The organism is Georgenia satyanarayanai, from assembly GCF_900116375.1.
Taxonomy (GTDB): domain Bacteria; phylum Actinomycetota; class Actinomycetes; order Actinomycetales; family Actinomycetaceae; genus Oceanitalea; species Oceanitalea nanhaiensis.
The window spans coordinates 49,748-73,730 of sequence record NZ_UETB01000010.1 but is presented as its reverse complement, the minus strand read 5'-3'; the positions used below and the strand labels follow the sequence as shown (position 1 = coordinate 73,730).

Below are 23,983 nucleotides of genomic sequence, written 5' to 3'. Positions count from 1 at the left end.
GCGGCACGCCGCCGTGCGCGCTTGGCTCAGCGCTCCCGCCCGCGCAGCACCCCCGCCAGCAGCAGCGTCCCGACCGCGAGGACCGGCACGACGGCCAGGCCGGCCCGCAGGCCGGCGGCGTCACCGATCGCCCCGACGAGCGGCGGGGAGACGACGAAGGCCACGCGCATGAGCCAGGAGACGATGGTGAGGGCGTTCCCGGCCCGCATGCCCGGCATGTCGTCGGCCGCGTTCATCGCGGCGGGCACGAGCGTGGCGGAGCCGAAGCCGGCCAGCGCGAAGCCGGCGATGACGGCGACGGAGGACGGCCCGAGGACCACGAGCCCCATCCCGACGATGATGAGGGCGGCACCCAGGCGGGCGACGGCGCGCTGACCGAGGCGGTCGGTCATCGGGTCCCCGAGCACCCGGCCCACGAACTGGGCCCCGACCGTCGCGACGAAGGCGAGACCCGCCAGGGCCGGGCCGGCGTCGAGCTCCTGGGTGAGGAAGACCGCCGACCACGTGTTGCCGGCGTCCTCGACCATCGTCCCGCTCATCGCGATGAGGACGAGCGCCGCGAGGAGCACCGGCGGGCGGCGCAGCCACGCGGCCGCAGGGCCGCCGGCGGTGTGGTGCTCCTCGACGAGCGGCGGACCCACCGACATCCCGGCCGGGAGCGTGAAGCGCCGAGCGACGAACGCGACGAGCACCCACACGACGCTCGAGACGGTGAGGTGCAGGCCGAGCGGCACCTCGTTCGCGGCCGCCGCCGTGCCCATGAGGCCGCCGGTCACCGCCCCGGCGCTCCACACCGCGTGGAAGGAGTTGATGATCGAGCGGCCGTAGCCGCGCTGGACGGCGATCCCGTGGCTGTTCTGCCCGACGTCGGTGATCGAGTCGGCCGAGCCCGCGACGAACAGGGCGGCGACGATCAGCCACAGCGCCGGCGCCCACCCGACGGCGACGAGCCCGGCCGCCGTGAGCACGGTCCCGATGACGGCGACGTTCGCCGCCCCGAAACGGCGGATCGCCGCCGCGGCCGCCAGACCGGAGATGATCGCGCCCACGGGAAAAGCGATGACGACGAGCCCGAACTCGGTGTTCGTCAGGTCCAGCCCGGACTTGATCGCGGGGTAGCGGGGCAGCAGGTTGGAGAACAGCGCCCCGTTCGTGAAGAAGAGGGCGCCGGTGGCCACCCGGGCGTTGCGCAGGAGGCGCGACGGCGCGGGGCGGGAGGCGGTGCTCACTCCCCGGTGCCCTGCGCGGCCAGGCCCAGCCCCTCGACCGACTCGGCGCCGGGGAGCGCGAGGAGCACCTCGCCGGGCAGCAGCAGCTTGGACCGGCGCACGCCGCTTCCGACGATCACCGGCCCACCGGCGACCGCGGCGTCCACGAGCAGCCGCCACTCGGCGGGCAGGCCGACGGGCGTGATCCCGCCGTACTCCATGCCCGAGGTCTCCACGGCGCGGTCGGTGGGCCAGAAGGAGGCCTTGCGCACGTCGAGCAGTCGCCGGACGGTGGAGTTGACGTCCGCCCGCGTGGTCGCGCGGACCGCGCAGGCGGCCACCCGCTCCTCACCGGCCCGCTTGCCGGCGACGAGGACGCAGTTGACCGAGGCCTCCAGCGGCAGCTCGTAGGCCTCGGTCATCGCCGCGGTGTCGGCGAGCTCCGGGTCGATCTCGGTGACGTGGACCCGGTCGGCCTCCTCCAGTCGCTCGAGGGCGGCACGCACCGGCTCGGCGAGCAGGTCGGGGCGCTGCAGCGCCGGCACCCAGGTGAGGGTGCCGTACCGGACCGAGCCGTCCGCCGCCGTCGTCGTCGGCTCGCTCACCGCTGGTAGGTGGGGGTGATGACGGCGCGCGCGATGGTGTGGAAGAGCGCCGTGAAGGAGACCTTCGTCGGGCTGTCGTCCGCGTCGAGCTCGAGGGAGTCGGTGTCGAGCGCGTGGACGGCGAAGACGTAGCGGTGCGGGCGGTCCCCGGCGGGCGGGGCCGCGCCGGTGAAGTCGTGGGTGCCGCCGTCGTTGCGCACGTGGTAGGCCGCGCCGGGGAGCATGAGGTCGCTCTCGCCCCAGCCCTGCTCGAGCTCGGTGAGGTCGGCGGGCAGGTCGACGACGGTCCAGTGCCAGAAGCCGGCCGGCGTGGGGGCGTCGGGGTCGAAGCAGGTGACGAGGAAGCTCTGCGTCTCCTCGGGGAAGCCGGACCACGCGAGCTGGGGCGAGACGCTCTCGCCGTCGGCGGTGAACTGCCGGTCGAAGGGCTGCCCGTCGGTGATGTCGGTGCTCGTCACGGTGAAGGACGGCACGGGCGGCAGCAGGTCGTAGGGTGCGGGTGCAACGGGGCGCTGCAGATCCATCAAGGGCCTCCTCGAAAGTGGGGTCGCTCTCAACCTACGGCGTGGGGCCGCGGGATGCCGCGACGGGCACGCCGACGATGTCAGTCCCACCTGTCATGATCGAACAACTGTTCGATAGACTGTGGAGGTGGCGATGACCCCGGCCGAGCGCATGGCGACCGCACGCCGGGCCCTGGAGCGGGCCGAGGCGGCGGCCGGCCTGCGGACGCGGCTGGCGGTCGCCGCCGACGACGCCGCGTCCCCCCGCCCCGTCGCGTCCCACCTGGCCGCCGCGCCGGCTCCCGACACCGCGCCCGAGGGGCCGGGGGCTCCCGCCCCGGTCCCGCCGCGAGCCGGGGTGCCCACCGACGCGGACCACCTGCCCGTCCCGGCCCCGCTCGCCGGCTTCTTCCCGCCCGCCGGGCTGCGCCGGGGCAGCGTCGTCCAGGTCGGCGGCTCCTCCTCGCTCCTCCTCACCCTCCTGGCCGCCGCGCAGGGGGAGGGCTGGGTCGCGCTCGCGGCGCTGCCGGACATCGGCCTGCAGGCCGCCGCCGACGCCGGGCTGCACCTGGGCCGCAGCCTGCTCGTGCCCCGGCCCGGCCCGGAGGCCGCCTCCGTGGTCGGTGCCCTCGTCGACGGCGTCGACGTCCTGGCCGTCGGGGACTGCCGGGCCCTGAGCGCACGCGACCGGCGGCTGCTGTCGGCGCGGCTGCGCACCCGCGGGGCGGTGCTGCTGAGCACGGCGCACTGGCCCGGCGCCGACGTCGTGCTCCGGGCGGGGGAGGCCCGCACCGGCGGGCTCGGGCGCGGCTGGGGCCGGGTGGAGGCGGGGGAGATGACCGTCCACGGCCGTGGCCGCAGCGGCGTCGCCGGCCGGGTGCGGGTGCGCCTGACCTCCACGGGGCTGGACGTCGTGGCCGACGGCGCCCGCGAGGCCACCGGTCCGGTGCCCGCCGCGGCGGCGCCCGCCGTGGCGGCCGACGCCGGGGCGGCCGCCTCCCGGCTGCGGGCGGTGTCCTGATGACGGCGCCCACCGCGGGCCCGGCGCAGGCGGGAGCCGGGGTGTCGGCCCTGCGCCGGGCGGTGCTGTGGGTGCCGGACTGGCCGGTGGCCGCCGCCGTCGCCGAGGGCGCCGTCGGCAGCCACGAGCCGGTCGCCGTCCACGACTCCCGCGGCATCCTCGTCTGCTCGGCGGCCGCCCGCGCGGAGGGCGTGCGGCAGGGGATGCGGCGGCGCACCGCCCAGGGGCTGTGCCCCGGGCTCGTCCTGCTGGCCGCGGACGAGAACCGTGACGCCCGGGCCTTCGAGCCGCTCGTCCAGGCGGTCGAGGACGTCGTCGCGGGCGTCGAGGTCGCCCGTCCCGGGGTGCTGCTCATGGCCGCCCGCGGCCCGGCCCGTCACGCGGGCAGTGAGGAGGCACTGGCCGAGCTGCTCGTCGGGGCGGTCGCGGAGGACACCGGCGCCGAGTGCCAGGTGGGGGTGGCCGACGGCCTGCTCGCGGCGCTGCTCGCCGCCCGGGCCGGGATCGTCGTGCCGTCCGGGCAGGGGCCGGCCTTCCTCGCCCCGCAGGACGTGCGCCGCCTCGAGCTCGCCGCCACCACCCGCGAGCGGCGCGCCGAGCTCGCCGAGCTCACCGACCTGCTGCGCCGGCTCGGGCTGCGCACCCTCGGGGCGCTCGCTGCCCTGGCCCCGGGGGACGTCGCCGCCCGCTTCGGCAGCCTCGGGCTGCTCGCCCACCGCCTCGCCCGCGGCGGGGACGTCTCCGTCCCGGCGCCCCGCCGCCCCGAGCAGGACGTCACCGTGCGCACCGACCTCGACCCGCCCGCCGCCCGCTCCGACGTCGCCGCCTTCGCCGCCCGCGCCCTGGCCGAGGAGCTCGCCGAGCGGCTGCAGCGCCGCGGCGTCGTGTGCGGGCGCGTCCAGGTGCTCGCCCGCACCGAGGACGGTACCGAGCTGGCCCGCACCTGGCGCCTGGACGTCGCCCCCAGCCCCACCGACCTCACCGACCGCGTGCGCTGGCAGCTGGACGGCTGGCTCTCGGGCCGCAGCGCCCGCCCGCCCAGCGCGCCCCTCGTCCACCTCGAGCTGCTCGCCCAGGAGATCAGCCCGGCCGGTGTGGTGAGCGAGGGCCTGTGGGGCCGCCGCGGGCGCGGGGAGGTGCAGGCCGAGCGGGCCGCGCTGCGCGTGCAGGGCCTGCTCGGCGCCGAGGGCGTGCTCGTGCCCGTCCTCCAGGGCGGGCGCGACCCTCGCACCCGGGTGCGGCTGGTCGCCTGGGGTGACGACCCCGTGCCCGTGCTGCGTCCCGACGCGCCCTGGCCCGGCCGGCTGCCCGACCCCGCCCCGGCCACCCTCCTGGACGAGCGGCGCGCCGTCGTCGTCCTCGACGCCGCCGGCACCCCGGTCACGGTGGACGGACGCGTGCGGCTCAGCGGCGAGCCCGCCCGGGTGGTCGACGACGACGGGAGCCGGGAGGTCGTCGGCTGGGCCGGCCCGTGGCCGATGTGGGAGCGCTGGTGGGGCATGGGGCGCCGGCGCGCCTGGCTGCAGGTGGCCCTGTCCGACGGCGTCGCCCAGCTCCTCGCCCTCGAGTCGGGCCAGTGGTGGGTGGAGGGTCTGTACGACTGACCGTCACGGATGCCCGATCGGGCAGCGCAGACTGCCCGGCGGCTGACCGCTCAGGCCGGGCGACCGGCGTAGCGTGGTCACGTCATGACCCTCACCCGTGCCCTCCCTGTCCGGGCCGCCGAACGGCGCGTCACGTCGCCGAGGCACCCCGGGTCGAGCGCGCCCACCCGGCTGCCGGTGCCCGGCAGCCGGCGAGTGGTGGAGGCGGCGCGGCTCCTCGCGCTCCAGCGAACCGCCGGGAACCGGGCCGCTGCCTCCCTCGTGGTGCAACGGCTGGTCCCCGCCGATCGCGAGCTCCACACGACGTGCTTCGCCCGGAGCGTGTTCGAGCGCATGTCCGACGCCGAGCTGGAGCAGACGATCACGGCCGTCACCCGGCTGCTGCCGGTCCTCACCGAGGACGTCGACCGCGAGACCGCCCGCGGCAACCAGGAGGAGGCGCGCCGCGAGCAGGCGGTACGGCGCCTGCCCGACTTCGCGGCCCACCGGGCCGCCGTCGCAGGGGCCGGCACGCCGGGATCGCGGCGGACGGTGGTCGAGGCGCTGGTCACGTGGTCCCGCGAGCAGCTCGACGTGTACCCGGACCTCGTGCAGCGCTTCCGTCGGCAGCAGCAGCCCGACGTCGCCGAGAAGGTCCGGATCCTCGGGCAGGCGGCGGCCGGCGTCGCCCGCATGGAGTTCCTCCTCGGCGCCATGCTGCACCGGGGCGGCTCCTGGGAGACGTCCGGGAGCAACGCGGGCCCGATGGTGGACGACTACACGGGCGGCGGGTCGGCGGCCTGGTGCACGAGGTTCGCGACGTCGGCGCTCGCGGCGATCCGCGGCGACAGCGTGGCCGCGGCGTCCGGCTACAAGGTCGCCAACCCGACGGAGTTCACCGGCATCGACATCGAGACCGACGCCGCGCACGGAGGCCAGCTCGTCGGCACCCACCGCAGCCGCAGCTCGACCGCCACGGACAACCCGTTCGTCGAGCTGCGGGAGACGCTCGAGGGCATCTCCGCCGGCACGGTCACGGACCGGACCGCGCAGCAGGCGGCGGAGGCGTTCCTGCGGGACCGTGTCCGGCCGCAGGCCGGGGACATCCTGGTCACCCGGCGGGGGAGTGCGAACCCGAACAGCTTCGCCGCCGGCTCCCTGAGCCACACGCTCATGGTGGAGTCCCTCTCCGGCACCCGGATCAGCCTCGTCGAGGGCAACGCGAGCTCCGCCACCGACCGGGTGCACGGCCGGGTGCTCGACCTCACCGTCGTGGACGACGTCGAGGAGATCCTCTTCATCAGCCGGCCCAGCCTCGGCAGCGGGGTCAGCGACACCGAGGAGGCACAGATCGGCACCGTGGAGGCCGACGCGGCCGACCGGGTCGACGAGGCCGACATCCTGCAGCCGATCCAGGACCTCAACATCCTGCTCGAGGAGCTGGCCCGCTCCGAGGGCGACGTCACCGAAGGGGCACCCGGCGGCACGGTCGCCGAGGTGGTCGGCAACGACTGAGCCGGGAGCGGGCCCGCCCGCCCGCCGCCCCTGGCCGGGGCCTCAGACCGGGACGGACGCGAGAGCCAGTGCGCCAGCCCCCAGCGGGCCGGCGTCGCGCCCCAGCGTCCCGATGACGACATCGACGTCGGCGTTGAGCGGCAGCGCGGTGCGCGCCACCGACTCACGCACCGGACCCGCCAGCAGCTCACCGGCCCCGGCGAGGGCTCCGGTCAGCACGATCGCCTGGGGGTTGAGCGCGTTGCACAGCCACGCCGCGACCTGCCCCGTCGCCTCCCCGGCGTCCCGCAGGGCCCGGCGGCACGCCGGGTCCCCGGCCGCGGCGCCCTCGAGCACCTCGCGGGGAGTCGGCAGCCGGCCGTGCTGGACGGCCAGCGCCGCGAGCACGGCCGGCACCCCGGCGTACACCTCGAGGCACCCCCGGCCCCCGCACCGGCACAGCGGCCCGCGCGGGTCGACCGGCACGTGCCCGAACTCCCCGGCACCGCCGCGGCGGCCGGTCTGCACCTGCCGGTCGATGACCACGGCCCCGCCGACGCCGGCGTGCAGCTTGACCAGCACCAGGTCCTCGTAGGGGCGGGCCGCTCCCCACAGCAGCTCCGCGCGCGCCGCGCAGTTCGCGTCGTTGTCCGCCACCACCGGCACCCCGAGGGCGTCGGCGAGCGCGGCCGGGAGGTCGAGGTCCTCCCACCCCTGGCGCATCCCGCGTGGCCTGGTCGGCACGGGCGGTCGGTAGGTCCCCAGACCCAGGGCGAGGGCGAGCCCGACACCGAGCAGCGGGGCCGCGCCCGGGCGTGCGGTCAGCTCACGAACGAGGTCGAGGGTGGCGTCCAGGGCGTCGCCGGCACCGTAGGCGAGGGGGAGGCGCCGGACGGCGCCCGGGCCCTGCCCGTGCCCGGCGTCGACCACCCGGGCGCGCACGTGGGAGGCGCCGAACTCGACACCGACGACCTCGCCGCGCCGGGCGTCCAGGGTGAGGAGCGTCCCCGGCCGCCCCCGTCCCCGGCCCGCGCGTGGGTCGCCGGGCCGGACCGGCGCCGCCGCCGCACCGGTCTCCTCGAGCGTGCCGTTCGCCAGGAGTGCGGCGGTGACCCCGGAGACGGTCGACTTCGGCAGGCCGGTGCGCCGGGCGAGCTCGGCGCGCGTCATCGGCCCGTGCGCGCGCAGGGCGGCGACGGCGCGGGAGGTGGCGTCGCGAAGGTCGGTCACGGGGACGACGGTACCGACATTTACGCCGAAATTGAACCATTGACACCCTCTCCGGGCGCTCATAGGTTCTGGAGCGTCCGTATTTACACTGGCCCCGGCCACCGTCGATCCCGGAGCACCCATGGCCCGCACCGTTGCCGCCCTCGTCGCCGCGTCCGCCCTCACCATCCCGGCCCTGCTCGGCCCACCCGCCGCCGCCTCCCCACCCGAGCCCGAGCGGCTGGAGTCGCAGGCCGTGGGGGAGTCCGTCCCGGCACCCACCGTCACCGGACCGCTGGGGAGCACGAGCCCGGTCGGCGACCCCAGCCACGGCTACCCGTTCCTCGCCACCGACGTCGACCTGAACGCCGCGGGCTACGTCGAGGAGGAGTTCCTCGTCTCGGGGGAGGCCACCCGCTACGCCGCCGACGGGAGCACCGACGCGACCGTCACCAGCACCGGCCACCCGTACACGACCCGTGTCGTCGTCCGCCGCCCGGCTGACGACGAGGACTTCAACGGCGTCGTCATCGCCGAGTGGCTCAACGTCTCCAACCAGTGGGACCAGGAGGTCGACTGGTTCCAGACGCACGAGCACCTCATGCGCGAGGGCTACACGTGGGTCGGCGTCTCCGCCCAGCGTGCCGGCGTGCACTCGGCCACCGGCCTCAAGGCGTGGAGCCCGGAGCGCTACGGCGCGCTCGACCTCACCGACGGCGGCACCGTCGAGGACGACACCCTGTCCTACGACGTGTTCAGCCAGGCCGTGAAGGCGCTACGGGACCCGGCGGGCACCGACCCGCTCGGGCCGCTCGACCCGGAGTACGTCATCGCCACCGGCCACTCGCAGTCCGCGGGGCGGCTGCACACGTACTACAACAGCATCCAGCCGCTGACCGACATCCTCGACGCCGTCGTCCTGCACGGCGGTGGCGGTGAGGTGCGCACCGACCTCGACACGCCCCTGTTCAAGCTCAACTCCGAGGGTGACGTCGCGATCAACCTCCTCGGGGCGGCCGAGCGTCAGCCGGACTCGGACGTGCTGCGGACCTGGGAGGTGGCCGGCGCCTCGCACGGCGACTGGAAGCTCATCACCGACTACGGACCGCTGCGCCTGCGCGACATCGGCACGCTGCCCGGCGGCCACCCCGACCTCCCGCAGACCTGCGACCTGCCCTCCCTGTCGCGGGTGCCCCAGCACCAGGTGCAGGCCGCGGTGTACGACCACACCGTCGCGTGGGTCGCCGACGGCGTCCAGCCGCCGACGGCGGACCCGATCGAGCTGGACGAGGAGGGCGAGATCGTCCGCGACGAGCTCGGCCTGGCCCAGGGCGGCATCCGCCTGCCGGCGCAGGACGTGCCCGTGCGGGTCAACAGCGGCGTCAACTCCGGTCCCGGCTTCTGCTTCCTCGACGGCAGCTCGGTCCCGCTGGCCGAGGACGTGCTCGCCGAGCTCTACCCCACGCCCCAGGCGTACGCCGAGCAGGTCGCCGCCGCCACCGAGCACGCGGCGGAGCAGGGGTACGTGCCGGCGAACGTCGCCGTGGACCAGGCGTGGTACTCCGACCTCGCCTACCTCGTGGGCGACCTCGCCGGGGAGGGGCGGATTCCCGAGGCGCTCGCCGTCGAGCTCGCCACTACGGCGGGACATGCCCTGCGGCACGCCGACGACGGCGAGCTCGACCTCGCCGTCGAGCAGCTCGAGCGCGTCGTCGCTCAGGTCAGCGACTCCGACGTCGACGACGCGGCGCAGGCGGCCGTGCTGCGTCAGGCGATGGCCGCACTCGCCGTGCTCCCCGAGCGCGAGCCGGAGCCCGAGCCGGAGCCGGCCCAGCGGTACGGCTTCTTCCTCACCAACGGCTGGACGGGTGGCAACGCCGACGTCGCCTTCCAGTACGGCCGGCACACCGACGAGGTGCTGGTGGGCGACTGGGACGGTGACGGCGAGGACACCCTCACCGTGCGCCGCGGGAACCGCTTCTACGTCAACAACGCCGCTCGCGGCGGGGACGCCGAGCGCGTCGTCGTCTACGGCCGGGCCGGGGACATCGTCCTCGTCGGTGACTGGGACGGCGACGGGCGCGACACCCTCGCGGTGCGCCGCGGTGCGGAGTACCACGTCCGCGACACCATGGCGTCGGGTCCTGCGGACGTCGTCGTGCAGTACGGCCGCGCGGGCGACGCGGTCGTCGTGGCCGACTGGGACGGTGACGGCGCGGACACGTTCGCGGTCCGCCGTGGGTCCCGCTACCACGTGAAGAACGCCATCGCCGGTGGCGACGCCGACGTCGTGCTCAGCTACGGCCGCCCGGGTGACACCACCCTGGCCGGTGACTGGGACGGGGACGGCCGCGACACCTTCGCCGTCCGGCGCGGTGCGACGTACCACGTGAAGAACACGCTCGCGGGCGGGGACGCCGACCGGGTCCTCACCTACGGGCGCTCTGGTGACGCTGTCCTCGTCGGTGACTGGGACGGCAACGGCACCGACACCCTGGGTGTGCGCCGCACCCCCTGACCGGGCGCGCCGAGGCCCGCACCCCGCCCGCCGGGGTGCGGGCCTCGCTACGTCCGTTCCCGCAGCGGTACGAAGCGATAGCTGCCGAAGGCGCGGGTCGTCAGCTCCCCACCGGCGAGGTCCGCGACGACGAGCTCGCCGCGGACCGGGATGACCATGCGGCCGCCGTCGGCGAGCTGGTCGACCAGGGCCCGGGGGAGACGGCGTGCCTCGGCGGAGACGAGCACCCGGTCGAAGGGCGCGTCCCCGGGCAGGCCGAGCTCGCCGGGAACGGCGGGCTCTATCCGGGCGGAGGCGCGGGCGGCCGCGAGGTTGGCGCGTCCCGCCTCGACGAGTGGCGGCTCGAGCTCGACACCGAGCACCTCACCGTCCGGCGCGACGAGCCGGGCGAGGATCGCCGTCGTCCACCCGGACCCCGAGCCGACGTCGAGCACGCGGTGACCAGGTCGGGCGTCGAGCAGGGTGAGCATCCGCGCCACGGTGCTCGGCTGTGAGCAGGTGGCGCCGTGGCCGATCGCCAGCGGCTGGTCGGCGTCGGCGAAGCGGTGCTGGTCCGGAGGGAGGAACGTGCGCCGGTCGACGGCGGTCATCGCCTCCCGGACCCGCGGGTCGACGTCGTCGGTCATCTCCGGTCCTCGCGCGTGTCCGGCCCGGTCGGTCAGTCGTCGCCGTCGGGCGGGGCGAACCAGTCCGGCGGCGTGCTGCCCGGCACCGGCACCTCCTGCCACGTCTCGAGGACCGGCACGTCGATGCCGCTGCCGGCAGGACCGGCGAAGCGAAGCATCTCCATCTCCGGGGAGAGCGGTGTGTCCCTGTCGGCCTCGGCGAGGCGTGCCTGGTCGCGGTCGACGACGTCGTCGGTGCTCATGAGGCGACGGTACTCCGGGGGACGCCACGGGGCACGGGTTGGGGCACCCGCGCGTGAGGCCTACACTCGAACACATGTACGACCGGAGGCTGGGGTGACCCCCCGCTACGCCGAGCTACACGCACACTCGGCCTTCAGCTTCCTCGACGGCGCCAACCAGCCCGAGGAGCTCGCGGTCGAGGCGCACCGCCTCGGCCTGTCGGCGCTCGCCGTCACCGACCACGACGGTCTGTACGGCGTCGTCCGCTTCGCCGAGGCCGCCCGCCGGATCGGGCTGCCCGCCGTCATCGGCGCCGAGCTCACCCTCGGTGCCGCCGAGCGTGCCACCGGCCAGATGGACCCGCCCGGCACCCACCTCCTCGCCCTGGCCCGAGGGCCGCAGGGCTACCGCAGCCTGTCCCGCGCCATCGCCGAGGCGCACCTCGCCACGGGGGAGAAGGGCCGCAGCGACTACCGGCTGCCGGCGCTCGCGGACGCCGCCGACGGCCAGTGGCTCGTCCTCACCGGCTGCCGCAAGGGGGCGGTGCGCCGCGCCCTGGAGACCGGTGGTCCTGGTGCGGCCCGCGCCGCCCTGGACGAGCTCAGCGCCCTCTTCGGCCGGGAGAACGTCGCCGTCGAGATCACCGACACCGGCGACCCGCTCGACTCCACCCGCAACGACGCCCTCGCCGAGCTCGCCGCCGCGGCGCGCCTCCCGCTCGTCGCCACCGGCGCCGTCCACTGCGCCCGCCCCGCCGACCAGCCGCTCGCCGACGTCCTGGCCGCGATCCGGGCCCGGGCCACCCTGGAGGAGATCGACGGCTGGCGCCCGCCCACGGCCGCCCACCTGCGCTCGGCGGCGGAGATGGCCGCCATCCACGCCCGCCACCCGCTGGCGGTGGCCACGGCCGCGGACCTCGGGGCCGAGTGCGCCTTCGACCTCGCGCTCGTCGCCCCCAACCTGCCGCCGCACCCCGTCCCGCCCGGGCACACCGAGGCCACCTGGCTGCGCGAGCTCACCTACCGCGGCGCGGCCGAGCGCTACGGGCCGCGTGGGGCCGAGCGCATCCCCGGCGCCTACGCGATGATCGAGCACGAGCTCGACGTCATCATCGACCTCGACTTCCCCGGCTACTTCCTCATCGTCCACGAGATCGTCGCCTTCTGCCGCGAGCAGGGCATCCTGTGCCAGGGCCGCGGCTCGGCCGCCAACTCCGCGGTGTGCTTCGCGCTCGGGATCACCGCCGTCGACGCCGTCCAGCACCGCCTCCTCTTCGAGCGGTTCCTCTCCCCGGGTCGCTCCGGCCCGCCCGACATCGACCTCGACATCGAGTCCGGGCGCCGCGAGGAGGTCATCCAGTTCGTCTACGAGCGCTACGGGCGAACCCACGCCGCCCAGGTCGCCAACGTCATCTCCTACCGCCCCCGCTCGGCGGTCCGCGACGCCGCCCGCGCGCTCGGCTACGACCTCGGCCAGCAGGACGCGTGGAGCAAGTCGATCGAGCGGTGGCGCAGCCTGCGCACGCCCGACGACGGCGGGGACGCGCGCGGCGCCCGTGACGGTCGTGGGCCCTCACCCGCCGACGACGTCGCCGGCATCCCCGACGACGTCGTCGACATCGCCGAGCGGATGCTGCGCCTGCCCCGCCACCTGGGCATCCACTCCGGGGGGATGGTGCTGTGCGACCGTCCCGTCGTCGAGGTCTGCCCGGTGGAGTGGGCCACGATGCCCGGGCGTACCGTCCTGCAGTGGGACAAGGACGACTGCGCCGACGCCGGGCTGGTGAAGTTCGACCTCCTCGGCCTGGGCATGCTCACCGCGCTGCGTCTGGCCTTCGCCGAGGTCAACGCCCACGCGGCGCCGGGCACCCCGCCGGTGGGCCTGCACTCCCTGCCGCAGGAGGACCCCCGCGTCTACGACCTCCTGTGCGCGGCGGACACCGTGGGCCTGTTCCAGGTCGAGTCCCGCGCCCAGATGGCCACCCTCCCGCGCCTGCGGCCACGGAGCTTCTACGACATCGTCGTCGAGGTCGCGCTCATCCGCCCGGGCCCGATCCAGGGCGACTCGGTCAACCCGTACATCAACCGCCGTCGGGGCCGGGAGGAGGTCACCTACCTCCACCCGCTGCTCGAGCCGGCGCTGTCCAAGACCCTCGGGGTGCCGCTGTTCCAGGAGCAGCTCATGCAGATCGCCATCGACGTCGCGGACTTCAGCCCGGGGGAGGCGGACCAGCTGCGCAAGGCGATGGGCTCCAAGCGCTCCACCGAGCGGATGGAGGCGCTGCGCGGACGGCTCCTCGAGGGCATGGCCCGCAAGGGCGTCACCGGGGAGGTCGCGGAGCAGATCTACGACAAGCTCAAGGCCTTCGCGGACTTCGGCTTCCCCGAGTCCCACGCCTTCTCCTTCGCCTACCTCGTCTACGCCAGCGCGTGGCTCAAGGTGCACCACCCCGAGGCGTTCTACGCGGCGCTGCTCGCCGCGCAGCCGATGGGCTTCTACTCCCCGCAGACCCTCGTCGCCGATGCCCGCCGCCACGGCGTGCGGGTGCTGCGCGCCGACGTCCAGACCTCCCAGGTCCAGGCCGTCGTGGAGCGGAGTAACACCTCAGCTCTCGGCGGGGAGGAAAGCGGGGGAGGGGGAGGGGACGGGCTCGTCCACCCGCACCCGCACCTGGCGGTCCGGCTCGGGCTGGCCCCCGTCCGGGGCATCGGGGAGAGGACGGCCGAGCGGGTCGTGGCCGAGCGGGAGGCGAACGGCCCCTTCGCCGACATCGCCGACCTCGCCCGGCGGGTGCGGCTCACCGCCGCCCAGCTGGAGGCCCTCGCCACGGCGGGTGCGCTGGACTGCTTCGGCCTGGAGCGGCGCGCGGCGCTGTGGGCCGCCGGGGTGCTGGCGGGGGAGCACGCCACCCTGCCGCACACCGCCGTCGGGTACGAGGCCCCGATGCTGCCGGGGATGGACGAGGTGGAGACCGCCGTCGCGGACGTGTGGGCCACCGGCGTGTCCACCGACAGCTTCCCCACCCAGTTCCTGCGCCCCGAGCTCACCACCCGGGGGATCAGCAGCATCGCCGGGCTGGAGACCCGCGAGGTCGGCAGCAGGGTGGAGGTGGCCGGCGTCGTCACCCACCGGCAGCGGCCGGGGACGGCGGGCGGCGTCACCTTCCTCTCCCTGGAGGACGAGACAGGGCTGCTCAACGTCGTGTGCAGCCCCGGGCTGTGGGCGCGCTACCGGCAGGTGGCGCGCACGAGCGCGGCCCTCGTCGTGCGCGGGACGATCGAGCGCGGCGACGGCGTGCTCAACCTCGTCGCCGACCACGTGCGCGACCTGCCGCTGCGGGTGTCCTCGCGCTCCCGCGACTTCCGCTGAGTCAGCCCCGCACGCCGCCGACCGAGGCGCTGTCCTCGGTAGCCGCGGCGTCGGCGCTCTCGTTGTGCCGCTGCCGTCGCCGCTGCACCCCTTCGGCGATGCCGCGTGGGTCGGGCAGCTCGCCCTCGACGGGCGGGTCGGGCACGTGGAGGGCCGAGTACACGGCCCAGACGACGGCGAGGAGCGGGATTGCGATGATCGCGCCGAGCAGCCCGGCGAGGAAGGTGCCCGCGGTGACGCCGAGGGCGACGACGACCGGGTGGAGCGAGACCTGCCGGCCCATGACGAGCGGCTGGAGGAGGTGCCCCTCGATCTGACCGATGAGGGCGATGCCGATCGTCACGACGAGGGCGTCGACGATGCCGCCGGCGGCCAGCGCGACGACGGCTGCGATGACCATCGCGGCCGGAGCGCCGATGAGCGGGATGAAGGCACCGATGAAGACGAGCACCGCGAGGGGGGCGGCGAGCGGCACCCCGACGATGGCGAGGAGGATGAAGGCGAGCGCGCCGTCGGCGGTGGCGATGATGACCGTGCCGCGGGCGTAGCCGGCGAAGGTGTACCAGCCCGAGCTGGCGGCGCGGTGGACACTCTCCCGGGAGCGGGCCGGCAGCTGGTTGATGAACCAGCGCCACATGTCCCCGCCGCGCAGGAGGAAGAACACCGTGACGAAGATGCTCAGCGCGAGGACGGTGAAGATGAGGGCGACGGCGCCGGCGTTGCTCAGCACCTGGCCGGCGAGCGTCCCGGCGTTCTGCGACACGTACTCCTGGGCCTCCGCGACGAGCCCGTTGATCCAGTCGTAGATCTCGGCCTGGGTGAAGTGGACGGGCAGCGGTCCGGTCTCGAGGAACTCGAAGATGTCGTCGATGCCCTGGCCGAACTGGTCGGCCAGGTCCTCCCACTGCCCGGCGACGGAGCTGATGACGTAGGTGAGGATCCCCGCGACGACGGCCAGCGAACCGAGCATGGCCACGGCCGTGGCCAGGGCACGTGGCATCACGCGCGCGAGGGCGCTCACCACCGGGTACAGGACGGAGGTGATGACGAGCGCGAGGAAGACGGCGATGAACACGGCCTGGATACGCGTCGTCGCGAAGACGACCATCGCCACGACGATGACGATCCCGATGAGCAGCCAGGCCATGAGCCCGTAGCGGCGCAGCCACCGCGGCACGTCGAAGGGGTCGCGCTCGGCGTGCTTCGCGCGCTCCGGCATGCGCCTCACCGACACCCGCCCCGCCGACGACGACGCCCGCGGCATGCGCGCCGCTCGCGCCAGGCTCCGGTCGGGCGTGGAGGACGGCGACGGCGCGCTGCCGTCCGCGGGCGGGCCACCTGGCTGCGGTCGGCGGGTGCGGACCTTGCCGAAAAGCCTCATCCGGGCGGCCTCCTCGTGTGCTGGACGTGCCCAGTGTGGCGCACCGCGCGCCTCGTAGCCCGACGACACGGCCGACCCCGCACCGGCGCATCGCAGCGGCCGTTCGTGGCGCTCGCCACACTCGGCGCCGAAGGGCTGTCCGGGTTCGAAACGGGCCTCGCGGCCGTGCTACATTTTGGGACGTCGCCAGCGGCCCAGGCTGCCGGAGACACCACTCGTCCGGGTGGCGGAATAGGTAGACGCGCTAGCTTGAGGTGCTAGTGCCCGTATTAGGGCGTGGGGGTTCAAGTCCCCCCTCGGACACAGACGAGGACCCGTACGATCTCAGGCGAGAGCCGGGATCGGCGGGTCTTCCTCGTTCATCAGCCCGCCGGGTGCCGCCCGTCGTGAGGGCCGCCGCGCAACGACGAGATGACGGGTCGAGTGGGCGACGAGGGGACGGCCCGCTCGCATCTGCGCGTCGAGCCCTCGCAGCGTCCGCTCGTCCCTCGACACCGAGAAGTCGGGCACCCACCAGACGCACTTGCGCAGGATCCACACGACGGCGCCCACGTCGTGGAACGCCATGCGGCACACGGCCCGTTCGAGCGCCACCACCTCCAGGCCGGCCGCCTCCGCCTCCGCGACCTCCAGCCGCGGGTCGCGGCTCCGCACGCCGCCGGGGAGCGGGCCCACGAAGCGCTCGATGAGCTCGAAGGCCGACCCGGGACCGACGTGCTGGGCGACGTAGTGCCCACCGGGGACGAGGACACGCCTGATCTCCCTCCAGTCCGGGCGGACGGGGTGCCGCGCGGTGACGAGCTCGAAGGTGCCGTCAGGGAACGGGAGTGGTGCGCCGTCGTCGGTCTCGACGACGCGAACGCCGCGAGGGCCGAGGAGGGCACGCGCCCGCTCGGCGTTCGGCGGCCAGCTCTCGGTCGCGACCATCGTCGGCGGGAAGGTCGGCACCTCGGCGAGCACCTCCCCTCCGCCGGTGTCGATGTCGAGGGCGGAGGTGACCTCGCCCAGCCGGGCGGCCAGCAGACGGCTGTACCCCCACGGTGGCCGTTCCTCGGTGGCACGACCGGCGAGCCACTCGAAGCGCCACCCCGTGGTGTCGGCTGCCTCGGCCTCGGCGACCAGCTCCTCGAAGGACCTCATGGACGCAGGCTCGCCCGCGGTGGGTGACGGGTCAACGGATTTGCGCGCGGCGCTCAGGTGAGGTGGTCGTGCTCGCCGCTGACCCACTCGATGTACCGCTGCGCGGAGCGCTCGACGACCTCACCGGCACCGGCGGGCACGACGTCACGGAAGTTGTTGTAGAGCCGCTCGAACTCCAGCCGGGCCACCTGGTCGGCGATGCGCCGGACGACGGCCGCGGAGAGCGGGATGCGGTTGGGGTAGCTGCGCAGGAAGCTGACGGTCCGTCCCTGCGGGCCGGGGAAGATGCCGTCCCCCGCGAGGAGCACGCCCCGCCCGTCGGCGCCCGTGACGAGCGCGACGGTGCTGCCGGGGAAGTGGCCGCCGATCTGCTCGAGCCGGACGCCCGGCACGATCTCGTGCGTCTGGTCCCACAGTCGCACCGCCGGCGTGTGGAGCGGGAGGAAGGAGGCGTCCGCGCGGGCGACGAGGACGGGCGCGTCGTCGAAGGTCCGGCTGTACAGCGACTGCACGCCGTACATGTGCGGGTGGCTGGCGACGATCGCCGCGAGCCCGCCACGGGACTCGATCGCCGCGACGGCGGCGTCGTCGATGAGGCCCGGGACGTCGAACAGGACGTTGCCGCGGTCCGTGACGACGAGCTTGCCGGTCTGCCCGATGCCGACGGACGGTGCGGTCCCGATCCCGACGAGGCCCGGCTCGATCTCCTCCACGACGGTGCGGTGACCGGCCCCGGCCAGCTCACCCACCGTCGTCCAGACCTGTCCGCTGCGCGGCACCCACTGCCGCTCGTCGTCGCAGATGGCGCACACCGGCGGCAGCGGTTCGCGCCCGTACTCGACGGCGCAGGTCGCGCACACGACGTGGTCCGTGGCGTCACGCAGCACGGCGGTCCGGTCACTCATGGCGGTGTCCTCGTCTGGTCGGTGAGCGTCCTGCCGGGAGAGTAGCGCCCCCTCACGAGGCCGGCGATGAGATCTTCCGATGGAGGCGCACCTGTGACTGATGTGACGGATGTGACAACCGAGAACCGTTCAACCTTGCTCGACACCTGCCGATACTTCTGGGGACGCCCCGTGCGCTCACCACCGCCCGCAACCCGGAAGTTCGCCTTTCCATGCCACTGTTCAGGGCTGTTCGCCCCACGCTCGTCGTCACCTCACTGGTCCTCGCGGGCACGATCCCCGCCGCGGCCGGCGCCACCACCCAGGAGGAGCCGGTCACCGTCGTCGCCCTCACCTCTGCGGACGGCAGCCTCACCGGGCTCGCCGACGAGGGGCTGGCGCCGCTGCAGCAGAGCGCGCGCTCCATGAGCGCGCAGTCGGTCCCCGACACCGATGACGTCGCCGTCCTCACCGCCCCCATCGCCACCGAGGAGTTCTACGTCGCGGGCGTCACCTGGGACGGTGCGGACGCCTTCCCGCAGGATGCCGCCGTCTCCATCCGCGTGATGGAGGGCGGTGCGTGGCAGGACTGGGCACAGCTCGAGGTCGAGAGCGGGGCCGACCAGCCGGGCACCACCGGCGGCACCGAGCCCTACATCGCGGCGGGCGCCGAAGCCGTCCAGGTGCAGATCACCGGGGACGCGGAGCGGCTGCCCGCGAACGTCCGGCTCAGCCTCACCCCGGAGTGGCCGGGCGAGGAGGAGGTCGTGCTCGAGGAGGACGCCCCCGCTGCCGCGGCCGCCCCGGCCACCGACCCGCTCGCGCCAATGCCCCCGGCTGCACTGCCCTTCCAGCAGCAGGCCACGCGCGCCGCTGCGGCCCCGGCAGCCGAGGCCACCACGCAGGCCGCGACGGCCACCCGCGCCGCCGTGTCGGTCCCGCGCCCCTCGATCACCAGCCGCGCCGGATGGGGCGCCAACGAGTCGCAGATGAAGTGGCGCCCGTCCTACGCGACCCTGCGCGCCACCGTCATCCACCACACGGCCGGGTCCAACACCTACACCCGGGCCCAGAGCCCGAGCATCGTGCGGGGCATCTACAGCTACCACGCCATCACCCGCGGGTGGGGCGACATCGGCTACAACTTCCTCGTCGACAAGTGGGGACGGATCTACGAGGGCCGCAGCGGCTCCCTCGCCTCACCCACCGGGAAGATGCCGGTCGGCGCGCACGCGGCGCCGTTCAACACCGGGACCGTGGGCCTGAGCATCATGGGCGACTACACGAAGGTCGGCGTCCCGAGCGCCGCGATGAACGCCATGGCCGACATCCTCGCCTGGCAGTTCGGACGCGCGGGCCTCACGGCGACGGCGAGCTCCGGCATGGTCTCGCCGGGCACCTACGCCCGACCCAAGGGACAGAACCTGGGCCGAGTCTTCGCCCACCGCGACGTCTCCGCCACCGCCTGCCCCGGGGACGACATCTACTCCCGGATGGGCTGGCTCGCCCGTGCCACCGACCAGCGGGTCGGCTCGGCCACCTCGGCGCCCGCACCGGCACCCGCGCCGACGACGCCGCCCAAGCCCGCGGCGCCCGCGCCCATCGCGGACCCGCTCACGCACACCGGCATGGTCTACCTCAACAACGACTGGACCCCGTGGTCGAGCGTCCACTTCCCGTTCGGGGACACGCGCTCGGAGGTCTTCGTCGGTGACTGGGACGGGGACGGCACCGACACGCTCGCCATCCGCAAGGGCAACACCTTCTACGTCCACGGGCGCAACGCGGCCGGCGCGCTCCAGTCGGTGGTCCGGTACGGCCGCGCGACCGACGAGGTGCTCGTGGGCGACTGGGACGGGGACGGTACCGACACCTTCGCGGTCCGGCGTGGCAAGACCTTCTACGTGAAGAACACGATCTCCTCCGGCGACGCCGACCACGTCTTCGTCTACGGACGCACGGGTGACGAGGTGCTCGTGGGGGACTGGGACACCGACGGCGAGGACACCTTCGCGGTGCGCCGCCGCAACGTCTTCCACGTGAAGAACCGCATCTCCGGCGGGCCGGCGGACACGGTCATCACCTACGGCCGCGCCGACGACCGCGTCCTCGTGGGGGACTGGGACGGCAACGGCGTCGACACCTTCGCCGTGCGGCGCGGCATCGCCTACCACGTGAAGAACCGCATCTCCGGCGGGCCGGCGGACCTCGTCCTCAACTACGGGCGGCGCAACGACGTCGTCCTCGTGGGTGACTGGAACGGCGACGGCACCGACACGCTCGGGGTCCACCGACCCTGAGCTCAGCCGAGCAGGGCGGCCGGGCCGCGCAGCACCCCCAACCACGCGCTGGCGAGCAGGACGGCGCCGACGGTGCCGAGCACCCCGGCCGCCAGCGCCCAGTCGGCGCGGGTGACGGCGACCGGCCGCCACGTCGTGCGGGGACCGAGCCCGAGGCCGCGGGACTCCAGTGACTGCGCCATCCGCTCCCCGCGACGCACGGTGACGACGAGCAGCGTGAAGACCACGCGGCCGAGGTGGCGGGGGCCGCGTGGCGGGCGGCCACCGCGGCCGAGTGGCGCCCGCACGGCGTGGGCGTGCTGGATCGTCGTCCACTCCCGGGGCATGTCCTGGAGGAGCCGGTACCCGGCGAGCACCGCGTAGGCGACCCGGGGGCTGAGCCGGGCGTTCTGCCGCAGGCTGTGCATGAGCGCCACGGCGTCGGTCGACAGGAGGAAGCCGGTCGCGAGCACCCCGATGAGCAGGGTGCGGACCGCCAGCGCCCCGCCCACCGACAGGCCCTCGGCCGTCACCCGCAGCGCACCCGCCTGCCACAGCACCTCACCGGGCCGGCTGAGCACGTTGACGACGAGCACCCCGAGCGCGAAGGCAGCGAAGGGCACGTGCGCCAGGAGCAGCGTCCGCGGTGTCGCGCTGGTCGCCGTGGCGACGCCCGCCAGTGCCAGCAGGTAGAGCACGGCGGGAGTGAGCGGGTCCAGCACGAACATCACCACCAGCGAGACGACGAAGACGATCCCGAGCTTGACCGTCGGGTTGCGCCGGTCGAGCGGGGGAGCGGCCGCGCTCATCGCACCGCCTCGACGGGCGCCGTCGGCGTGCTCACCGCTGCGTCGAGGGCGAGCAGTGCGCGGCGTACCGCCGCCGGCTCACCGACCTCCTCCAGCAGCCAGGCGACCAGCGGCGGCAGGGTGAGCCCGCCCCGGCGCCGCACCTCGGCGTCCCGCAGCACCGGGACCGTGGGGCCGTCGGCGACCACCCCGCCCTCGCCGAGCACGACGACGCGGTCCGCCACCGTCACCACGGTCCGCAGGTCGTGGCTCGAGACGACGACGGCGCGTCCGGCGTCGGCCGCCGCACGCAGCGCCGTCGTGGTCGCGATGGTGTCCCGGCGGTCCAGGCCCAGCGTCGGCTCGTCGGCGAAGAGGCAGGGCCGCTCGTGGGCGAGCATCGCCGCGAGGCTGAGCCGGCGCTTCTCCCCGCCGGAGAGGCGGAACGGGCTCTGCCCGGCGAGGTGCTCGAGGCGGTGCGCGCGCAGCTGCCTCTCGACGACCTCGTCCACCGGGCCGGTGAGACCGTGGGCGATCTCCTCGGCGACGGTGTGCGCGACGAACTGGTGCTCGGCGTTCTGGAACACCATCCCCGCGCGCTCACCCTCCACGGTCCCGGCCGCCGGCCTGAGGAGGCCGGCGAGCGTGAGGAGCAGGGAGGTCTTGCCCACCCCGTTGCGGCCGAGCAGGGCGACCACCTCACCGGTGCGCAGCTCGAGGTCGACGCCGGCCAGCAGGGGCGGTGGGTCGAGCGGGCCGGCCGTGCGCCGCCGTCGGCGTGCCGGGACGTGTCGCGCGACGGCCAGCCCGCGGGTGCGGAGCGCGACCTCCCCGGTGGCGGGACCGGCCGTGGCCACGGCGTCGGGTGCCTGCGCGAGCTGCCGGAGCAGGTCCCGGCTCGCCGGGGAAACCAGCCCGCCGTCACCGCCGCTGAGGGTCCGCAGCTCGGCGTCCAGCGGGAGCCAGCACCCGGCTCGCAGCAGGGCGCCCGCGTGGTCGTGCAGGACCTGATCCGTGGCGCCGTCGGCGACGACGCGCCCGCCCTCGTCGAGCACCACGGCCCGCCCCGGCAGCACGGCCGGCCCGCCCTCCCCGGCGAGGTCGTCGAGGCGGTGCTCGACGAGGACGACGGTCGTCCCGGGCCGGGACGATGCCCCTTCCAGGGCCCTGCGCACGTCGGCCACGCCCTCCGGGTCGAGCATCGAGGTCGGCTCGTCGAGGAGCAGCACGTCGGGGGCGGTGACGAGGGCTGCCGCCAGCGCCACCCGCTGTGCCTCCCCGCCGGAGAGCTCACCCGTCACGCGTTCGCGCAGGTGCCTCGCGCCCACGGTCGCGAGCACGGAGTCGACCCGTGGGCCGATGTCCGACGGGTCGGTGGCGTGGTTCTCCAGGGGCAGGGCGACCTCCTGGTCGACCGTGGGCAGGCAGACCGCCGCCGCGGGGTCCTGGGCGACCACCGCCACGTGGCGGGACAGGTCGACCACGGCTGCGTCGGCCGTGCGGGTGCCGGCGACGGTCACCTCACCGTCCAGCCGCGCCGTCACCGTGTGGGGCACGACGCCGGTGATGCAGTGCAGGACGGTCGACTTGCCCGATCCGGACGGGCCGAGCAGCAGGACGTGCTCGCCGGGCCGCACCCGCAGGTCGACACCGACGAGCACCGGATCCGTGCGGCGCGGGACGGTGACGGACACGCCCTCGAGCACCACCGGGTCGGTCGGGTGCTCAGGCACGGGCGGTGGCCTCCCGTCCGATGGCGAAGTTGTCGACGACGCCGGTCCGCGCGAGGGCGTCCACGACGACCTTGGCGAGCAGCCCGCCGAGCACCACGCCGGAGACCAGCTGGAGAACGAGACGCAGGGCGAAGATGTCCTGGCCGTACCAGCCGGAGCGGAACGCCGAGTAGAAGAACACCAGCCCGGCGCCCAGCAGCCCGGAGACCGCGAAGACGGCCCACCCGAACCGGCGGTACCGGGTCGCCGCGAAGGCGAGCTCGCTCCCCAGCCCCTGGATCGCTGCGGCGATGACGAGGGTCGGGCCCACCGGCGAACCGAGGAAGACCACCTCGACCACCGAGGCGATGATCTCGGCCGCGATCCCGGCGAAGGGACGCCGCACGATGGCGATGACGATCGGCGCGACGATCAACCAGCCGCCGAGGAGCACGTGCTGAGCGAGGTCACCGGCCGGCCCCATGAGGATCGCCAGCCCGTTCCACGCCTGCACGAGCACCCAGTACACGAAGCCGAAGACGACCCCGAGCACGACCATGAGCATGAGGTCCTTCAGCTCCCAGAAGGGAGCCCGGGTACGGCCCGGCAGCGCGCCGGTCACTGGGCCGGTCCCGCGCTCGGGGAGGCGATCGACACGGTGAGGTGCGAGACGACGTGCGGCACGTGGGCACCGACCTGCGCCCACGCGTCGACGGCGGTGGCGAGCACGTCGGCGACGTCCCCGCTGAGCCGGGTGGCGTAGTGGGCCGCGGCGGACGCCGTCCCGCGCCGCTGAGCGGCGGCGATGGCAGCCTCGATGTGAGCCATGTGGTCGCCGTCGTCGGAGCCGCCGTCGAGCAGCGGGTAGAGCGACCAGTGCGCGGTGGCCGCCACGCCGGTGGCCTCGACGGTCACGGGTTCCGGGGTGGGCAGGCTGGTGACGGCGAGGTCGCAGGTCCGCTCGCCCGGGCAGCCGCGCGAGAGGAGGACGTGGGCGACGACGTGCCCTCCGTCGCTGCGGCGGGCGGCCGCGGCGATGACGCCGGTGAGGTAGCGCGCCAGGCGCTCCTCGGCCGGCGCCCCGGTGGCGCCGACGTAGGTGCTCACGTCGTCGGTCTCCAGCACGAGGCCGTCGGTGAGGCCGGCCGCCTCGACGTCCTCGAGCGCGCCGAGGATGACCGGGACGAAGTCGTCGCAGTGCGGGTGGATGCTGAAGCGGGCGCCGATCCCGAGCTTCTCGGGCGCGGCGGTCGGCTGGATCGTGCTCTGGGTGGTGCTCATCTGGGCCCTCTCAGGCCCCAGGGGTACCTCGAAGCCCCACCGACGACATGTCGGTGGGTGCCCTGCTCCCTACGCCGGTACGAACCGGATCAGGTTGACGGGTCTGCGGACCTTCCGCACTCTCAGCGCCTGCTGGCGCTCCCCGGGGGTGTGGCCCGAG

General features: G+C 74.9%; 19 protein-coding genes, 1 tRNA gene and 1 riboswitch. Of the genes, 7 read left to right on the top strand and 13 right to left on the bottom strand.

The annotated features are described in order from the left end of the window. Positions 1 to 26: 26 nt before the first annotated feature. The 3 genes from DSZ44_RS12940 to DSZ44_RS12930 are packed head-to-tail and all read right to left on the bottom strand — an operon-like array spanning position 27 to position 2,337. On the bottom strand, positions 27 to 1,229 hold the full coding sequence (locus DSZ44_RS12940) for an MFS transporter (protein WP_110853046.1): 1,203 nt from the start codon (positions 1,227 to 1,229) through the stop codon (positions 27 to 29). Beyond that, entirely contained in the window at positions 1,226 to 1,813 is a 588-nt protein-coding gene (locus tag DSZ44_RS12935) for a YbaK/EbsC family protein (protein WP_110853045.1), read from the bottom strand. The genes DSZ44_RS12940 and DSZ44_RS12935 overlap by 4 nt, the downstream gene beginning before the upstream one ends. Further along, complete coding sequence (locus DSZ44_RS12930) at positions 1,810 to 2,337, bottom strand: YbhB/YbcL family Raf kinase inhibitor-like protein (protein ID WP_110853044.1); 528 nt, start codon at positions 2,335 to 2,337, stop codon at positions 1,810 to 1,812. The genes DSZ44_RS12935 and DSZ44_RS12930 overlap by 4 nt, the downstream gene beginning before the upstream one ends. Positions 2,338 to 2,470: 133 nt before the next feature. On the opposite strand from DSZ44_RS12930, the gene imuA' reads away from it, so the two are divergent. From imuA' to DSZ44_RS12915, 3 genes are all read left to right on the top strand, one after another. Continuing rightward, the gene (imuA', locus tag DSZ44_RS12925) at positions 2,471 to 3,337 is read left to right on the top strand and encodes a DnaE2-dependent mutagenesis accessory factor ImuA' (RefSeq protein WP_110853043.1); all 867 of its coding nucleotides are present in this window, start codon (positions 2,471 to 2,473) and stop codon (positions 3,335 to 3,337) included. A gap of 41 nt (positions 3,338 to 3,378) precedes the next feature. Then, positions 3,379 to 4,941, top strand: a complete 1,563-nt coding sequence (locus DSZ44_RS12920; RefSeq protein ID WP_110853099.1) for a Y-family DNA polymerase — start codon at positions 3,379 to 3,381, stop codon at positions 4,939 to 4,941. Between the two features lie 84 nt (positions 4,942 to 5,025). Beyond that, entirely contained in the window at positions 5,026 to 6,435 is a 1,410-nt protein-coding gene (locus tag DSZ44_RS12915; protein WP_146237550.1) for a CHAP domain-containing protein, read from the top strand. A 42-nt stretch (positions 6,436 to 6,477) separates the two neighbouring features. Here the strand turns inward: DSZ44_RS12915 and DSZ44_RS12910 are convergent, their stop codons facing one another. Next, positions 6,478 to 7,644 carry an ROK family transcriptional regulator gene (locus tag DSZ44_RS12910; RefSeq protein WP_181424635.1) on the bottom strand — a complete coding sequence of 389 codons (1,167 nt, stop codon included), beginning with the start codon at positions 7,642 to 7,644 and terminating at the stop codon, positions 6,478 to 6,480. A 121-nt stretch (positions 7,645 to 7,765) separates the two neighbouring features. Here DSZ44_RS12910 and DSZ44_RS12905 point away from each other — a divergent pair, with 121 nt between their 5' ends. Further along, positions 7,766 to 10,141 (top strand): alpha/beta hydrolase domain-containing protein, encoded by a 2,376-nt coding sequence (locus DSZ44_RS12905; RefSeq protein ID WP_146237548.1) that lies wholly within the window; start codon positions 7,766 to 7,768, stop codon positions 10,139 to 10,141. A gap of 47 nt (positions 10,142 to 10,188) precedes the next feature. Here DSZ44_RS12905 and DSZ44_RS12900 read toward each other — a convergent pair whose 3' ends face one another. Then, complete coding sequence (locus tag DSZ44_RS12900; RefSeq protein ID WP_110853039.1) at positions 10,189 to 10,767, bottom strand: protein-L-isoaspartate O-methyltransferase family protein; 579 nt, start codon at positions 10,765 to 10,767, stop codon at positions 10,189 to 10,191. Between the two features lie 32 nt (positions 10,768 to 10,799). Further along, positions 10,800 to 11,009 (bottom strand): hypothetical protein, encoded by a 210-nt coding sequence (locus DSZ44_RS12895; protein ID WP_110853038.1) that lies wholly within the window; start codon positions 11,007 to 11,009, stop codon positions 10,800 to 10,802. On the opposite strand from DSZ44_RS12895, the gene DSZ44_RS12890 reads away from it, so the two are divergent. Beyond that, positions 11,008 to 14,358: an error-prone DNA polymerase gene (locus DSZ44_RS12890; RefSeq protein ID WP_110853098.1), complete on the top strand. Its 3,351-nt coding sequence runs from the start codon at positions 11,008 to 11,010 to the stop codon at positions 14,356 to 14,358. The two genes, DSZ44_RS12895 and DSZ44_RS12890, sit on opposite strands and share 2 nt — an antisense overlap. A gap of 1 nt (position 14,359) precedes the next feature. Here the strand turns inward: DSZ44_RS12890 and DSZ44_RS12885 are convergent, their stop codons facing one another. Further along, positions 14,360 to 15,577 (bottom strand): AI-2E family transporter, encoded by a 1,218-nt coding sequence (locus tag DSZ44_RS12885; RefSeq protein WP_258369487.1) that lies wholly within the window; start codon positions 15,575 to 15,577, stop codon positions 14,360 to 14,362. Between the two features lie 379 nt (positions 15,578 to 15,956). Here DSZ44_RS12885 and DSZ44_RS12880 point away from each other — a divergent pair. Beyond that, positions 15,957 to 16,042: transfer RNA gene (locus DSZ44_RS12880), tRNA-Leu, on the top strand. A gap of 21 nt (positions 16,043 to 16,063) precedes the next feature. Here DSZ44_RS12880 and DSZ44_RS12875 read toward each other — a convergent pair. Continuing rightward, on the bottom strand, positions 16,064 to 16,879 hold the full coding sequence (locus tag DSZ44_RS12875; RefSeq protein ID WP_110853036.1) for a class I SAM-dependent methyltransferase: 816 nt from the start codon (positions 16,877 to 16,879) through the stop codon (positions 16,064 to 16,066). Between the two features lie 53 nt (positions 16,880 to 16,932). Beyond that, positions 16,933 to 17,784: an MBL fold metallo-hydrolase gene (locus DSZ44_RS12870; RefSeq protein ID WP_110853035.1), complete on the bottom strand. Its 852-nt coding sequence runs from the start codon at positions 17,782 to 17,784 to the stop codon at positions 16,933 to 16,935. A 212-nt stretch (positions 17,785 to 17,996) separates the two neighbouring features. Here DSZ44_RS12870 and DSZ44_RS12865 point away from each other — a divergent pair, with 212 nt between their 5' ends. Continuing rightward, on the top strand, positions 17,997 to 20,063 hold the full coding sequence (locus tag DSZ44_RS12865) for a peptidoglycan recognition protein family protein (RefSeq protein WP_110853034.1): 2,067 nt from the start codon (positions 17,997 to 17,999) through the stop codon (positions 20,061 to 20,063). A gap of 2 nt (positions 20,064 to 20,065) precedes the next feature. Here the strand turns inward: DSZ44_RS12865 and DSZ44_RS12860 are convergent, their stop codons facing one another. The 4 genes from DSZ44_RS12860 to DSZ44_RS12845 are packed head-to-tail and all read right to left on the bottom strand — an operon-like array spanning position 20,066 to position 23,823. Continuing rightward, a complete protein-coding gene (locus DSZ44_RS12860) occupies positions 20,066 to 20,851 on the bottom strand; it encodes an energy-coupling factor transporter transmembrane component T family protein (protein ID WP_110853033.1) in 786 nt (261 codons plus the stop codon). Next, the gene (locus tag DSZ44_RS12855) at positions 20,848 to 22,563 is read right to left on the bottom strand and encodes an ABC transporter ATP-binding protein (RefSeq protein ID WP_110853032.1); all 1,716 of its coding nucleotides are present in this window, start codon (positions 22,561 to 22,563) and stop codon (positions 20,848 to 20,850) included. The genes DSZ44_RS12860 and DSZ44_RS12855 overlap by 4 nt, the downstream gene beginning before the upstream one ends. Further along, a complete protein-coding gene (locus tag DSZ44_RS12850; protein WP_258369486.1) occupies positions 22,556 to 23,164 on the bottom strand; it encodes an ECF transporter S component in 609 nt (202 codons plus the stop codon). Before DSZ44_RS12850 ends, DSZ44_RS12855 begins: the two co-directional genes overlap by 8 nt. Beyond that, entirely contained in the window at positions 23,161 to 23,823 is a 663-nt protein-coding gene (locus tag DSZ44_RS12845) for a YkoF family thiamine/hydroxymethylpyrimidine-binding protein (RefSeq protein ID WP_110853031.1), read from the bottom strand. Before DSZ44_RS12845 ends, DSZ44_RS12850 begins: the two co-directional genes overlap by 4 nt. 47 nt (positions 23,824 to 23,870) lie before the next feature. After that, positions 23,871 to 23,978: riboswitch (TPP riboswitch) on the bottom strand. Positions 23,979 to 23,983: the final 5 nt, after the last annotated feature.